The organism is Lentilactobacillus sp. SPB1-3, from assembly GCF_026913205.2.
Classification (GTDB): Bacteria; Bacillota; Bacilli; order Lactobacillales; family Lactobacillaceae; genus Lentilactobacillus; species Lentilactobacillus terminaliae.
Window position 1 is genome coordinate 1139610 of sequence record NZ_CP168151.1, and the last position, 15548, is coordinate 1155157.

Sequence of the window (15548 nt, forward strand, 5' to 3'; positions counted from 1 at the left end):
GTAATAAAAAAGGCCGATTTTTAATCAGCCCATTTTTAATGCTATTTTTTGTCTTCATCATCATGTTCAGTGACGAAAATTCCTAAATCTTCTAATTGTTTATTAGCAACTGGTGCTGGGGCGCTAGTCAATGGTTCAACTGCTTTGGAATTCTTAGGGAACGCAATAACATCACGAATGTTATCACGATCAGCCAATAGGCGAACAAATCTGTCCAAACCAATTGCAAGACCACCATGAGGTGGAAAACCATAATCCAATGCCTCTAAGAAGTAACCAAATTGTGATTCTGCACTTTCTTTAGTAAATCCAAGTGCTTCAAACATTTTTTCTTGAATGTCGCGACGGTGAATACGAATTGATCCCCCACCTAATTCGAGACCATTTAAGATAATATCGTAACTTTGAGCATACGCCTTGTGAGGATCTTCATCTTCATTCATCAAGTAATGAACATCTTCTTCATTTGGCATAGTGAATGGATGGTGAGCAGCTACATAACGCTTCAAGTCAACATCGTAATCAAACAATGGCCAGTCGACGATCCACAAGAAAGCAAACTTAGATTCATCGATCATATTTTGTTCTTTAGCAATTTGAACTCGTAAGTAAGCTAAGGTATTTGCAACAACCCGACTATTGTCAGCAGCAAATAATAATAAGTCACCGACTTTAGCCTCAGTAGTAGCCAAAATTTGATCTCTGACACCTTCATCAGCAAAGAACTTAGCAATTGGTCCTGAGAAACCATCATCAGTAACTTTCAACCAAGCAAGTCCTTTAGCGCCAAAGCGTTCGACATACTTACCAAAAGCATCTAAGTCTTTTCTTGAATAAAGGTCTGCCCCACCAGGAACAGCAATTGCTTTGACTTGGCCACCGTTTTCGACAGCAGAAGAGAATACCTTAAAGTCAACTGACTTCATAATTTCAGAAAGATCCTTCAATTCCATACCGAATCTAACATCTGGTTGATCAGTACCAAAGCGAGCCATTGATTCATCCCAGCTCATTCTGGCAAATGGCAATTTAACTTCAACTCCTAAAGCATCCTTCATAACTTTAGCAATTAAGCCTTCAGTTACTTCTTGAATTTCCTCAGGATCAGCGAATGACATTTCCATATCGATTTGGGTAAATTCTGGCTGACGATCACCACGCAAATCTTCGTCACGGTAACAACGAGCAATTTGGTAATATTTATCAAAACCGGCACCCATCAATAATTGTTTGAATTGTTGAGGTGATTGAGGTAGTGCATAAAATGAACCAGGATAAACTCTTGATGGAACCAAGTAGTCACGGGCTCCTTCTGGAGTTGATTTAGTTAAAGTAGGAGTTTCAATATCAATAAATTCTTGTGAATCAAAGAAACTATGAACCGATTGAATGATACGGTTACGCATCAAAATACTCCGTTGCATTTCTGGACGACGTAAATCAAGGTAACGATATTTCAATCTAAGTTCATCTGAAACATTGATGTTATCTTGAATGTAGAATGGTGGAGTTTTAGCAGTAGCTAAAATCTTAGCTTCTGTAATATCAATTTCAATCTTACCAGTTCTCATACGGTCATTAACTTCTTTATCTGCTCTGGCAACGACCTTACCACGAACTTCAACTACATATTCCCCACGAAGTTGATCAGCGACTTTTAAAGCCTCTGGACCATATTCTTCACTAAATACGAGTTGAACGATGCCCTTGATATCTCTTAGGTCAATAAAAATTAAACTACCTAAATCACGGCGTTTTTGAACCCATCCCTTAAGAACGACTTCTTCGCCGATTAAATTCTCGTCTACTAATCCTGCATATGTTGTTCTTTTCATTTTGTCATTTCCTTACTCATCAAAATTATTGGTAATCACAGTATTAAAGTTCGTGGTAATTTCATCAATTGGTACACTAACTTCTTTTCCTGAAATCATAGACTTAACATTGGCTGTTTTATTTTCTAATTCACGATCACCAATGGTAATTGTAAATTGGGCATTCAGCTTGTCAGCTGATTTAAACTGAGCTTTAGGCTTACGATCAAGATAATCTCGGTCAGCAGAGAAGCCATCATTTCTCAAAGCTTGGACGATTTTAAGAGTGACTTCACTAGTGCCTTCACCAATACCAACCGCGTACACATCTAATTGGTCAAGAATTGGTAATTCTATATCTTGAGCATCTAATAAAACCATCAATCTTTCGACACCCAAACCAAATCCGATACCTGGCATTTCAGGTCCGCCAAGTTCCTCAACTAGACCATTGTAACGACCACCAGCACAAATCGTGGTATATCCTTCACCCAATGACTTTGAATCAACCATAATTTCGAAAATAGTATGTGTGTAGTAGTCCAAGCCTCGAACCATAGTATCGTCAACGTCATAATCAATTTCCAACGTGTCGAGTAAATGCTTAACAGCGTTGAAATGTGCTTGAGAGTCTTCTGAAAGATAATCCAAAATTGATGGAGCATCCTTGACGATTTCTTGATCTCGCTTATCTTTACTATCTAATACTCGTAACGGATTCTTGTGTAATCTAACTTTTGAATCATCACTTAGTTCGTCAAAATATGGATCTAAGTAATCTATTAAGGCTTGGCGATAGTTGTCTCGAGTCTCTTGATCTCCTAAACTATTAATTGCTAACCGTAGACCCGTTAAACCAAGGCGTTTAAGGAAATTAATAGCCATTGCGATTACTTCAACATCTAATTCAGGTTCGTTACTACCAAAAGCCTCGACCCCGATTTGATGGAATTCCCGCTGACGACCAGACTGTGGACGTTCATATCTAAACATTGAACCCATATAGAATACCTTTACGGGTTTTTGGTGTTCGGGACCGTATAGTTTGTTTTCAACGAATGCTCGAACTACACCAGCAGTACCTTCTGGACGCAAACTAATATGTCTGTCACCTTTATCATGAAAATCATACATTTCTTTTGTTACTACGTCAGATGTGTCCCCACTAGTTCTAGAGAACACCTCAAAATTTTCGAACATTGGCGTCCGAATTTCGCGATAACGGTAATTGTCAAAGATCATTCTTGCTGTTTCTTCGATATAGCCCCATTTTCTCGCTTCATCTGGTAAAATATCGGCCGTTCCTTTTGGTCGTTGATATCTCATGAATAAGCCCTCCTAAAAATAAAAAGCACCCCTGTCATTGACAAGGGTGCTTCTCGCACGGTACCACCTTAATAAAACTCAAGAATAACGCTCGCGCGAATAGTAGTTACACTATTAACCTTACCAAAAAGTGTCATTCAGGATTTTTGTTACGTCTTTTCACCGACCAGACGCTCTCTTAAAACAACATAAGCCCTACTGTTCTTTTCACCGGTTGTTTATTTAACTAAATATAACATTAGTCGAGAATTTAAATAATGTCAAGATGATAAATCAATTGCGTAAACCCATCTGTACATTATAATAGACTTACTGAATGAATGGGATGGAAGAAATTGAAAAAAATCACACAAAATCGTAGCTGGGTCATTGCTACATTAACTATTATCATTACACTAACTATTATGTTAGTTGCATTGTATGCTAACTCAGTAACAGTCAAAGTAAATTCATTGAATTTACGGACAGGCCCAGCAATTACTTATTCAATCAAAGAAAAGGTTCATAAAGGTGAGCGACTACAAGTCATTGATAGAAAGAATGACTGGATAAAAGTCATTGCTCACCACAAAGACATCGGCTGGGTAGCTTCATGGTTGGTAGATAATCCTAAAGCCAACAGCGTAACCAGATTGTCAGAAGCAACCATTGCCATTGATCCTGGCCATGGTGGTAGCGACTCAGGCGCCTTATCAACTACCGGTCAAGAAGAAAAGAAATACACATTAATTTTCGCGACTAAGCTAGCAAAAACTTTGCGAGCCAAAGGTGCTCGCGTCATCATGACCAGAGACAGTAATAAAACCGTCGCGTTAGCTGATCGCCCTAAAATTGCAATTAAGAATTCCGCAAACCTATTTATTAGCATTCACTTCGATTCATCTGATGTTGCTAATGATGCGTCAGGTGTAACTACTTATTACTACCATCCTGGCCAATCAAAGACCCTGGCCAATTCGGTCAACAGTCAATTGACAAATTTACCACTACCTAATCGAGGTGCTGAATTCGGTAATTTCTTAGTGGTCAGAGACATTTCCATTCCGTCGATTTTGATTGAAGGTGGCTACATCAATAACGATGGTGACTTTAAGCAAATTTCTTCTGCCAGTTACCAGCAACAATACGTCAATGATGTCACTAATGGAATCTACAACTACTTCAAAGATAACAATTAAAAACAATAAAAAAGGTTGAGGAAAATATCCTCAGCCTTTTATTTTTGTTTTAAATAGTCTAGTAACTCTGATAATGCAGTCACCCGAATATCAGGATTGCCAGTATGCAATATTGTTCGGTTAAGATCAAATAAAGCAGTGAAGACATTGGCGTTATTACCAGCTTCAACATCTAACTGTCTATCACCGATCATCATTGTTTGATCATTCGACAAATCATAAGTTTTCTTCAACCAGTTCAAAGAATCTGGTTTGGGCTTTCTGGGAAATTTATCAGCAGAAGTGACAAAACCAGAAAATTTATCTAATAAATCAAATTTAGCCAGCAAATCTTTTGCCTGTTCATCCCGATGTGTCAACAGAAAGTTTCCACCATCATTATTCAAGGCAAGGTCTAAGAGTTCATTTACTCCAGAAAATGGTTTAGCTGCCATGACCATTTGATCTTGGTATTTTTTATTGATTTCACCGAGTTTGGTTTCATCGACTCCATAAAAACTAGCATATTTCTTAAGTGCTGAACCAACAGAATGCTGTCTCATTACTACATAAATTTCGTGTTCATCAATCTCGACACTATCGATTCCCAAATCATTTAAAGCTTTTGCAAATGCTTGCACCATCTGAGGATAAGTATCAAATAATGTTCCGTCAAAATCCCAAATCAAATTTTTAATCATCATAAACTCCTAGTAACTACTTATTATCGGTATCAAACAAAATTGTTACCGGCCCATCGTTTTCGATATTGACCAACATATCGGCGCCAAATACACCAGGCTTAACAGTTATGCCAGTGTCAGCAAGTTTATCATTGAATCGCTCGTAGACTTGTTTAGAACGAGTTGGCTCGCCCGCTTCTGTGAAACTTGGACGATTACCCTTCTTCGTATTGGCAAATAATGTGAACTGAGAGATAGATAGAATCGCGCCACCAACTTGATGAATATCTAAATTAAGCTTCTGATCATCATCTTCAAATACTCTTAACTTGTTGATTTTGTGTACTAAATAATCAATTTCAGCATCACCGTCAGTATCATTAACACCAACTAATAACACAAAACCACCATCAATTTGATTATAAATTTCATTATCTATGCTAACAGAAGCACGTTTAACTCTTTGAAGGACGATTCTCAATTTAAAAACCCCTATCTAAAAATTCGTTCTACTGAGTACACATCATGAATGTTCTTTACTGTATTAATCAGTCGATCAAGTTGTTCTAAGTTATGAATACCTACCGAAATTGAAATCGTAGCCATCTTATTGTGATCAACTTGACCATTGATAGAAGATACATCCTTGGTCACATTGCCAATGGCATTCAAAACATCAGTCAACATTCCAGAACGATTGTAACCTGAAACGGATAAGTTCGCAGGATACGTTTCTTTACCAGTATCTGGATTTTCCCATGATACCTCAATCAATCGTTCACCATTATCTTCAGCCTTTTTGATGTTTGGACAATTAATTCTGTGAACTGATACTCCACGTCCCTTGGTAATGTATCCAACAATTTCGTCTCCAGGAACTGGTGTACAACAGTGGCTTAATCTAACCAACATGTTCTCAACACCCTCGATAATGACTCCACTGGAAGAAGAAGCCTGTCGGGAACTCTTCTGTGGCTTAGTATCATTATTTTCAGAAATCGTTTGGTGTTTTTCCAAAACTTCGCGTTCAGCTTGATCTTGGCGTTCCTTTTTTTGCTGAGCACGAATATCCTCGGTGATTCGGTTAACTACTCCGGTGGGTTGTAAATCACCAAAACCAACGGCTGCCAATAGATCCTCGCCATGGTGATAATTCATCCCAGCAGCAACTGAATTTAATTTTTCATCAGTTAACACTTCTTTAGGATTAAAACCTTCACTTTGCAAATGGCGAATCAGCATATCACGACCTGTTTCGATATTCTGTTCACGATCTTCCTGACGGAAAAATTGTTTAATTTTATTTCGTGCCCGCCGTGTTCTCACTAGTTGCAACCAATCACGACTTGGACCGGTGGAATTTGGTGAAGTAATAATGTCAACGATATCCCCATTAGAGATTTCAAAATCTAGAGGGACGATTTTGCCATTAACTCGGGCACCGGTTGTGTGATGGCCCACTTCAGTATGAATGATGTAAGCCATATCCAAAGGTCCCGCACCCTTAGGTAGCTCAAAAACGTCACCTTTAGGAGTGAAAGCATATACTCGATCACCAAATAATTCACCTTTGACGCCGTCCATAAAATCAGCGGCATCATCCGTATCTTCCTGAAGTTCAATGATTTCTTTAAACCAATTTAGTTTATTATTATCATTTGATCCTTCAACACCGTCTTTGATACCTTCTTTGTAAGCCCAGTGAGCAGCAATACCAAATTCAGCCACTTGATGCATCTCTTGAGTTCTGATTTGTACTTCTAATGGCTTGCCCTCTGGACCGATCACAGTGGTATGCAATGATTGATACATATTAGCTTTTGGCATAGCAATATAATCTTTAAAACGGCCAGGCATTGGTTTCCATTCAGAATGAATAGCACCTAAAACAGCATAACAGTCCTTAATTGAGTCCACGATGACACGAATAGCCAACAAGTCGTAAATCTGACTGAATTGTTTATGCTGATCGACCATTTTTCTATAAACTGAGTAAATATGCTTTGGCCGACCATAAATATCAACTTTTAAATGTAAATCAGCAATAGAATCCTCAATTTGACTAATTGCTTTTTGAATATAATCTTCCCGTTGATCTCTTCGGGAGTTCATTAAATGGACGATTCGGTAATATTGTTGTGGATTTAAATAACGCAGACTAATATCTTCAAGTTCCCATTTAATCGTTCCAATACCTAAACGATCAGCAATTGGCGCATAAATTTCCAAGGTTTCCTTAGCGATTCTGCGTTGCTTATCTGGTCGCAAAGACTTAAGCGTCCGCATGTTATGCAAACGGTCAGCCAACTTAACGATCATTACCCGAATGTCTTGACACATTGCTAGTAGTAATTTTCGGTGATTTTCAGCCAGTCTTTCTTGACTGGATTTGTATTTAATTTTAGATAGTTTAGTAACCCCATCCACAATCAAAGAAACGTCGTCACCAAACATTTCCTTAACATCAGCCAAAGTGACTCCAGTATCTTCCACAATATCGTGTAAGAAACCAGCAGAAACGGTTGCCGGATCCATATGAAGATCAGCTAAAATACCAGCAACTTGAATTGGATGTGTGATATATGGTTCACCAGATTGACGGTGCTGGTCAGCATGGGCAATCTTAGCAAACTCGTAAGCTTTCTTCACTTCTGTAACGTGTTTATCGTTCATATATTCGGCTGCTTGTTTGATGACTTCGTCGGCAGTCCATACTTTTGTGGCCATAAAATCACTTACTTTCTTGGTAATTACTTAGCACTATTCTACAATTAATCGGTTAATGACTCAATTCAAAGTGATACGATGCAGCAGCTAGAACATAAAAAGGTGCGGTCTCAGTTCTCAAAATTCGAGGTCCTAAACCAGCTGATATAAACTGACTTTCAGAAAGATGATTAATTTCATCATCAGATACCCCACCTTCAGGACCGATTACGAATACAGCCGAATCTCCTGAATTCATATTAGAGAATGCTTTACTCAAATTTGACTGTTCACCCTGCTTAGCCGATTCTTCATAAGCTACCACGTGGACATCATAATCATCCATGTCAATGTCTGCGATCTGTTTTGCGAACTTAATTTTGGGGACGACATTTCGATGGGATTGTTCCGCTGCACTTTTAGCAACTTCTTGGAGTCGACTGATTTTTTTATCAGCTTTATTATCCCAGTGAACGACGGAGCGTTGCATCTGAGTGAAAATGATTTCGTTGACTCCTAATTCTGTGGACTTCTGAACAATAATTTCTGGCTTACTCTGTTTCGGTAGACCACAAATCAAAGAAATTTTGACCGGCAGTTCCACATTGTGATTTAAATCACGAATTATATGACAAACTGCTTGTTGGCCATCAATTTTAGTCAATTCTGCCAAATACACATGATGATCATTCAATACTACTTCTAATTGATCACCAGGTTCACTACGCAGTACTCTAACAAAGTGTTTGGCAACGTCAGTTGGTAATTCAATATTATGATCATCTGGTAGATTACTATTAATGAAATAATGTTGCATATTTAATCCTCATCTTTAGTAGGTTTTTGAGCAATAATTGAGTACCAATCACCCATGTTTAAAATTTGTAAAACTTTGAATTCTGAATTGGTAATGGCCTCTTTAACAACATCTAGCTTTGAATTGATAATTCCTGCAGTGATGAACTTGCCACCGGGCTTTAGATTTTCAAAAGCTTGTGGAGCAAGTGGCACAAGAATTTCAGCCAAAATATTGGCAACGATAATATCAACTTGTTTATGAATTCCATTCAGCAAATCATTAGGCACAATTTCCATTGCGTCATCGTTAAAGTTAAGGCGAACGTTGTCTTTAGCTGACTTAACAGCAATATCATCAACGTCTGTGGCGAAGATATCACCAACCCCTAATCTTTTGGCGGCAATACTTAAAACTCCAGATCCAGTACCAACATCGATCATTGATTCGCCGCCGCGAATTACTGTTTCTAAGGCTTGCAGTGATAATTGCGTGGTTGGATGAGTTCCAGTTCCAAATGCCATTCCTGGATCTAGTCGAATGACCTGTTCATCGCCAGTGGTTGGATTATACCCCTCCCAACTAGGAACAATTGTTAAATATCTAGTAAGTCTGACTGGATGATAATATTTTTCCCATTCAGTTGCCCAATCTTCATCAGCTACAATACTTGATTTCACTTCAGCTGGACCAGGATTCAAGCCAAAGTCACTTAAATTCCTAACGCGTTCTTCGATCATAGGCACTTTGGCCAAAATATCTTGAGAATCAGGAAAGTACGAGCTAACAATCGCTCCATTACTGATATGCGGAATATCTTTCATATCAAATAATCGGCCATGATTAGCCTCTGCTTGTGGATTGATTTTCTTGAAGTCTTCTGCGTCTTCGATTTTTACCCCACTTGCATCAAAATCCATGAAAATATTAGCAACCGCCTCAACGGCTTCACTCGTTGTTAGTACGGATATCTGTGTCCAATTCATATATAAATTCCTTTCCGATACAAAAAAAGCATCCTATTTGGATGCGCCATTTGATACTTCCTGTTCTTCATCATCTAAATCATCATGCACTTTAGCGTCATGATTAAGTAACCGAGATTGTAAGTAATTTAATAACTCGGCTTCTGTGCGGAAAACCCGCGGATGCTTTTGCTTATGAAGTCTTAAATCGATTTCATTGATTCGCTGTCTTCCAGTCCACTTGTGACTGTACCTAACTATCAGTCTATTATCAAGTTGCTTCTTTCCAAACTTAAAAATATAGATATTTTCGGGTGTCAACAAGGGGCGCATATACTCTTTTTTATAGAAAAAACCATTTTTTCTAAGAAATTGTTTAGTACGACTAAGAATAATGAACACCTCCTGCATGTTTATTGTTGCTTGTTAAACTCTTCATAAAAAAACAATTAATATATATACTAATGTAACCTGACCAAAAACGCAAACGATTTATTTGAATTTTTCCAATTTGTTTGTAATGATAGTTCTAAGGAGATGAACCTAAATGGAAATGTTTCGCGTCCGCTTTATTAACCAAATTACAGATGAAACCATACGAATTGGCTACACTGCAATTTTAGAAAACAATTTAAGTCCTGTCATCTATGAAGGACGCCAAGTTTTCTACCGAGATCATCTACAACCAAATCTATTAAAAACTGGTGAAGCAGCACTTGAGGCTTTAGATAACATCTTTCAGGCAATTCCAGAAAAATATGTTCTAAAGCAGGTTGCATTTGAGGCTTCTCATAATGCAGGAATCCTTCAAGCACCTAAAAAAAGATTATTCAATGACTATATTATGGAACACGGTCTATTAGAACGTGTTAAATATCATCGGGATGATGAAGATAATATTATCATTGATACCAATTTAATAACAGAATTACGAATTGGTTAGAGAATCATTCCAGAACTATGATGAACAAATTCATCATAGTTCTTTTTATTTGTCATTTTGTTCATCTTCACCAGTCTGTAAGACAGCCATAAAGGCAGCTTGAGGAATTTCCACTTTACCAACTGACTTCATTCGTTTCTTACCACGCTTTTGTTTATCCAATAACTTAGCTCGTCGATCAGGGTCACCTGTATGAATCTTCGAAGTAACATCCTTTCGATAAGCCTTGATATTAGTTCTGGCAATGACTTTTGAACCGATAGCGGCCTGAATGGGAATCTCAAAGTTTTGTCGAGGGATAATTCCCTTTAACTTAGTAACGATGTCTCGACTACGCGAATCAGCAAATTGTTTATGTGTAATGAAACTCAAAGCATCAACTTTATCGCTATTCAATAAGATATCAACCTTAACCAAATCACTTGGACGATATTCTTCGAGATCGTAATCAAGTGAAGCATAACCCCGAGTACTTGATTTTAACTTATCAAAGAAATCAAAAATGATTTCTGAAAGTGGCATATGGTAAATGACATTAACTCGATAATCATCAAGGTAATCCATAGTTTCAAAGATTCCTCGGCGACGTTGACACAATTCCATGACAGCCCCAACGTATTCATTAGGCACCATAATAGTCGCCTTAACGAATGGCTCCAATATTGATTTAATTTCTGAGGCATCTGGCATTTCAGATGGGTTTTCAACTTCAACCGCGGTGCCATCAGACTTATTCACGTTGTAAGTAACTGATGGAGCAGTTGTAATTAAATCTAAATTAAACTCTCGCTCTAATCTTTCTTGAACCACGTCCATGTGCAAGAGTCCTAAAAATCCACATCTAAAACCAAATCCTAAAGCCTGCGATACTTCAGGTTCAAATTCCAACGCCGCATCATTCAACTTCAATTTTTCTAATGATTCACGAAGATCTTCAAATTTAGCATTGTCAGTTGGATAAAGACCTGCGTACACCATTGGATTCATTTCACGATATCCTGGTAAGGCCTTGTCTGCTGGATTCTCCACACTCGTAATCGTGTCACCAACTCGTGTTTGAGTAATATCCTTGATACTGGCAGTAATATAACCAACATCCCCAGACATTAAATAATCACGTTTCACTGGATGTGGTGAGTTAACACCAACTTCTGTAACCTCGTACTCAGAACCAGAATTCATTAGTTTGATTTTATCGCCGGGCTTAACGGTACCATCTTCAAGCCTAACACTTAAAACAACTCCCCGATAATCATCATAGATTGAATCAAAAATCAAAGCCTTTAATGGAGCACTAACATCTCCGGTTGGGGCTGGTACCTTGGAGACGATTTGTTCGAGTAATTCCTTTATTCCAAGACCTTTTTTAGCACTCGCCATCACGGCGTCAGAAGCATCGATACCAATAACATTCTCGATTTCTTCTTTAACCTTTTCTGGTTCAGCAGATGGCAGATCAATTTTATTGATTACAGGAACGATTTCTAAGTCATCATCTAAGGCCAAGTACACGTTGGCCAATGTTTGGGCCTCAACTCCTTGAGCAGCGTCAACAACTAAAATGGCACCTTCACAAGCGGCCAAACTTCTCGAGACTTCATATGAGAAATCGACATGTCCTGGGGTATCGATTAAATGAAATTCATAATCGTTACCATCATTGGCATGATACTTTAACTCAACGGCATTTAATTTGATAGTAATACCGCGTTCTCGTTCAAGATCCATATTATCCAACAACTGATCTTTCATTTCTCGTTCTGAAACCGTGTCAGTCATTTCTAGGATTCGATCCGCTAACGTTGATTTACCGTGATCAATATGCGCAACAATGGAGAAGTTACGAATATATTTTTGATGCTCTTTCATTTTTTCAATATCCATATTGATATCTCACTTTCGTTCAAATTACTTCTTAGTTCAATTATAAGTGATTGAACTACTAAAAGAAAAGAGGCTGCCAGAAATGTTTACCACTAGCAGTCTCTTTATTCGTCAAAATGCCAACGGTAAAAGTTAACATTTGAATTTTAAGTTAAAATCACCTAGATAAGTTTTACTTATTACCATCAAAAGCATCTTTTAATTTATCAAAAATATTACCTGATTTACCTGAACCGGTATCTTCTTCACCAGAAGCAGCGGCTAAGGCCTCAAGCGCAACCTTTTGTTCTTTGTTTAAAGACTTTGGTGTCACAACGTTAACGGTTACCCGTTGATCACCATTGCCTTTACCACGAAGATGGGGAGCACCTTTACCACGTAATCTAAACACAGTTCCGTTTTGGGTTCCAGCAGGAATCGTTAAATCAACATCCCCATGAACCGTTTGAACCTTAACCTTACCTCCAAGGGCAGCCTTAGAGAAAGTGATGTCTTGATTCATGTAAATAGTTGCTCCATCCCGTTGGTAGATCTTAGAAGGTTTAACCTTAAAAACAATATATAAATCACCGTAAGGTCCGCCATTTTCACCGGCTTCTCCTTGGTTTTGTAGACGCATTTGTTGACCATCGTCAACACCTGCAGGAACAGTAACTTCGATTTCGTGGCTTTGATCAACATGGCCACTACCACCACAAGTTGGGCATTTTTCTTTAATCTCTTTACCAGTTCCGTTACATACAGGACATTCTTGTCGAGTTTGCATTCTTCCAAGAGGAGTATTGGTTTCTACTGTGACAAATCCTCGGCCACCACAATTATGACAGGTTACTGGAGAAGTTCCTGGTTTAGCACCAGTTCCACCACAGGTGTCACATTGTGCCTCACGGTTATACTTGATACGAGTTTTCTTACCAAAAATGGCTTCTTCAAATTCCAAAGTCATTTGATACTGCAAGTCTCGACCTTGGCGTGGGGCTGTTGGATCAGCTGTTTGCTGGCCGCCACCACCGCCAAAAAATTGACTAAAGATATCATCAAACCCAAAACCGCCACCAAAGTCAGCGCCACCTTGTGAGTAGCCGCCGCCACCGAATCCTTGTGGTCCTTCTGCAGAACCATATTGATCATAATTAGCGCGTTTTTGAGAGTCACCTAAAACTTCGTAGGCTTCAGTAATATCTTTGAATTTTTCTTCAGCATCTGGTGCTTTATTAATATCTGGATGGTATTTTTTTGATAATTTTCTGTAGGCGTGCTTAATGTCGTCTTCAGAAGCATCCTTGGATACACCAAGAATATCATAATAATCTTTGTTAGCCATGCTAAACTCCCGTCTTAGTTACTTTATCATCCTTGACAGAATACCATATTTTAACAAAAAGCCAAAGCTCATCGGCCTTGGCTTTTTGGACAATTAATTATTTTTTGTCATCGTCGACTTCTGAGAAGTCACCGTCAACGGTACCGTCATCCTTGTTACCATCAGCAGAACCTGCATCAGTAGCGCCATCACCGGCTTGACCATTTTGGGCTTGGTCTTGATACAACTTAACTGCAAGATCTTGAGTGATCTTAGTAAGTTCATCTTTCTTAGCCTTCATGTCTTCGATGTTATTGTCTTCACGAGCTTTCTTTAAAGCATCGCGAGCATCGGTAGCCTTCTTGATTTCGTCTTCAGAAACTTTGTCCTTAACTTCTTCCAAGGTCTTGTCAGTTGAGAACAATAATTGATCAACTTCATTATTTAAATCAGCAGTTTCCTTACGTTGCTTATCTGCTTCTTCGTTAGCTTGAGCATCTTTCATCATCTTTTCAATTTCTTCATCAGACAAACCAGATGAATCTTTGATGGTGATCTTTTGTTCCTTACCAGTTCCCTTGTCCTTAGCAGAAACATTAACAATACCGTTCTTATCGATATCAAATGTAACTTCAATTTGAGGGATTCCTCTTGGTGCAGCAGGAATATCAGTTAATTGGAACTGACCTAAAGTCTTGTTGTCAGCAGCCATTGGACGTTCACCTTGAAGAACATGGATATCAACGGCTGGTTGATTATCAGCAGCAGTTGAGAACACTTGTGACTTGCTAGTAGGAATAGTTGTGTTGCGGTCGATCAACTTAGTAAACACACCACCCATGGTTTCGATACCAAGTGACAATGGAGTAACATCAAGTAAAACAACGTCCTTAACATCACCAGTGATAACTCCACCTTGAACAGCAGCACCTAAAGCAACGGCTTCATCAGGGTTGATTGAGTGGTTAGATTCCTTACCTGTCCAGCTCTTAACAGCTTCTTGAACAGCAGGAATTCTAGTTGAACCACCATTTAAAATAACTTGGTCAATATCGCCAACAGATAGGCCAGCATCTTTCAATGCGCTATCAAAAGGCACTTTAGTTTTTTCAACTAAGTCAGCAGTTAATTCATTGAACTTAGCTCTTGTTAAAGTTGTTTGTAAATGAAGAGGTCCATTAGCACCTGCAGAAATAAATGGAAGACTAATTTCTGATTCGGTAACACCAGAAAGATCCTTCTTAGCTTTTTCAGCAGCATCCTTCAAACGTTGAAGTGCCATCTTATCGTTAGCTAAATCAACACCGTTGGCTGCCTTGAAGTCAGCAACTAACCAGTCGATGATACGTTGATCAAAGTCATCACCACCAAGATGAGTGTCACCATTGGTTGAAAGTACTTGGAAGACACCATCGCCTAATTCAAGTACAGAAACATCAAAAGTACCACCACCCAAGTCATAAACAAGAACTTTTTCATCCTTGTCTTGCTTGTCCAAACCGTATGCAAGTGATGCAGCAGTAGGTTCGTTGATAATTCTTTCAACTTCTAGTCCGGCAATCTTACCGGCATCCTTAGTTGCTTGTCTTTGTGCATCATTAAAGTAAGCAGGAACGGTAATAACAGCCTTTTCAACTGTATCACCAAGGTAATCTTCAGCAAATCCTTTGATGTATTGTAGAATCATTGCAGAAATTTGTTGAGGAGTGTACTTCTTACCATCAATATCTACAGTGTAGTTTTCTTCACCCATGTGACTCTTGATTGAAACAACAGTGTTAGGGTTAGTGATTTCTTGTCGCTTGGCAACTTCACCAACTTGTGGTTGACCATCTTTAAACGCAACAACGGAAGGAGTTGTACGAGCACCTTCTGGATTAGGAATAATCTTTGGTTCGCTACCTTCTAGAACAGCTACGGCTGAGTTAGTAGTTCCTAAATCAATACCAATAATTTTATTACTTGCCATTT

13 protein-coding genes are annotated in these 15548 nt (G+C 38.6%); 2 read left to right on the forward strand and 11 right to left on the reverse strand.

Annotated features, from left to right (window positions below):
* Nucleotides 1-41: 41 nt before the first annotated feature.
* Together aspS and hisS are read right to left on the reverse strand one after the other, a co-directional pair.
* Nucleotides 42-1835, reverse strand: a complete 1794-nt coding sequence (gene aspS, locus O0236_RS05710) for an aspartate--tRNA ligase (RefSeq protein ID WP_268913143.1) — start codon at nucleotides 1833-1835, stop codon at nucleotides 42-44.
* A 12-nt stretch (nucleotides 1836-1847) separates the two neighbouring features.
* The gene (gene hisS, locus O0236_RS05715) at nucleotides 1848-3140 is read right to left on the reverse strand and encodes a histidine--tRNA ligase (protein ID WP_268913144.1); all 1293 of its coding nucleotides are present in this window, start codon (nucleotides 3138-3140) and stop codon (nucleotides 1848-1850) included.
* 335 nt (nucleotides 3141-3475) lie between these two features.
* Between hisS and O0236_RS05720 the strand changes: the two genes are divergently transcribed.
* Nucleotides 3476-4318 carry an N-acetylmuramoyl-L-alanine amidase gene (locus O0236_RS05720; protein WP_268913145.1) on the forward strand — a complete coding sequence of 281 codons (843 nt, stop codon included), beginning with the start codon at nucleotides 3476-3478 and terminating at the stop codon, nucleotides 4316-4318.
* 38 nt (nucleotides 4319-4356) lie between these two features.
* Here O0236_RS05720 and O0236_RS05725 read toward each other — a convergent pair whose 3' ends face one another.
* From O0236_RS05725 to O0236_RS05750, 6 genes are read right to left on the reverse strand one after another with little or no spacing between them, the layout of a single operon-like run.
* Nucleotides 4357-4998: an HAD-IA family hydrolase gene (locus tag O0236_RS05725; RefSeq protein ID WP_268913146.1), complete on the reverse strand. Its 642-nt coding sequence runs from the start codon at nucleotides 4996-4998 to the stop codon at nucleotides 4357-4359.
* A gap of 16 nt (nucleotides 4999-5014) precedes the next feature.
* Complete coding sequence (gene dtd / locus O0236_RS05730; RefSeq protein ID WP_268913147.1) at nucleotides 5015-5461, reverse strand: D-aminoacyl-tRNA deacylase; 447 nt, start codon at nucleotides 5459-5461, stop codon at nucleotides 5015-5017.
* A gap of 11 nt (nucleotides 5462-5472) precedes the next feature.
* Nucleotides 5473-7707 carry a RelA/SpoT family protein gene (locus O0236_RS05735; RefSeq protein WP_268913148.1) on the reverse strand — a complete coding sequence of 745 codons (2235 nt, stop codon included), beginning with the start codon at nucleotides 7705-7707 and terminating at the stop codon, nucleotides 5473-5475.
* Between the two features lie 52 nt (nucleotides 7708-7759).
* Nucleotides 7760-8503 carry a 16S rRNA (uracil(1498)-N(3))-methyltransferase gene (locus tag O0236_RS05740; protein WP_268913149.1) on the reverse strand — a complete coding sequence of 248 codons (744 nt, stop codon included), beginning with the start codon at nucleotides 8501-8503 and terminating at the stop codon, nucleotides 7760-7762.
* 2 nt (nucleotides 8504-8505) lie between these two features.
* Entirely contained in the window at nucleotides 8506-9468 is a 963-nt protein-coding gene (prmA, locus tag O0236_RS05745; protein ID WP_268913150.1) for a 50S ribosomal protein L11 methyltransferase, read from the reverse strand.
* A gap of 33 nt (nucleotides 9469-9501) precedes the next feature.
* Entirely contained in the window at nucleotides 9502-9858 is a 357-nt protein-coding gene (locus O0236_RS05750; RefSeq protein ID WP_268913151.1) for a hypothetical protein, read from the reverse strand.
* Between the two features lie 136 nt (nucleotides 9859-9994).
* Here O0236_RS05750 and O0236_RS05755 point away from each other — a divergent pair, with 136 nt between their 5' ends.
* Nucleotides 9995-10390, forward strand: coding sequence for a hypothetical protein (locus O0236_RS05755; RefSeq protein ID WP_268913152.1), 396 nt, complete (start codon nucleotides 9995-9997; stop codon nucleotides 10388-10390).
* 45 nt (nucleotides 10391-10435) lie between these two features.
* Here the strand turns inward: O0236_RS05755 and lepA are convergent, their stop codons facing one another.
* The 3 genes from lepA to dnaK form a co-directional block, all read right to left on the reverse strand.
* Nucleotides 10436-12274 carry a translation elongation factor 4 gene (gene lepA, locus O0236_RS05760; protein WP_268913153.1) on the reverse strand — a complete coding sequence of 613 codons (1839 nt, stop codon included), beginning with the start codon at nucleotides 12272-12274 and terminating at the stop codon, nucleotides 10436-10438.
* A gap of 172 nt (nucleotides 12275-12446) precedes the next feature.
* Nucleotides 12447-13598, reverse strand: a complete 1152-nt coding sequence (gene dnaJ / locus O0236_RS05765) for a molecular chaperone DnaJ (RefSeq protein ID WP_268913154.1) — start codon at nucleotides 13596-13598, stop codon at nucleotides 12447-12449.
* A gap of 97 nt (nucleotides 13599-13695) precedes the next feature.
* Nucleotides 13696-15546 carry a molecular chaperone DnaK gene (gene dnaK, locus O0236_RS05770; protein ID WP_268913155.1) on the reverse strand — a complete coding sequence of 617 codons (1851 nt, stop codon included), beginning with the start codon at nucleotides 15544-15546 and terminating at the stop codon, nucleotides 13696-13698.
* Nucleotides 15547-15548 lie beyond the last annotated feature (2 nt).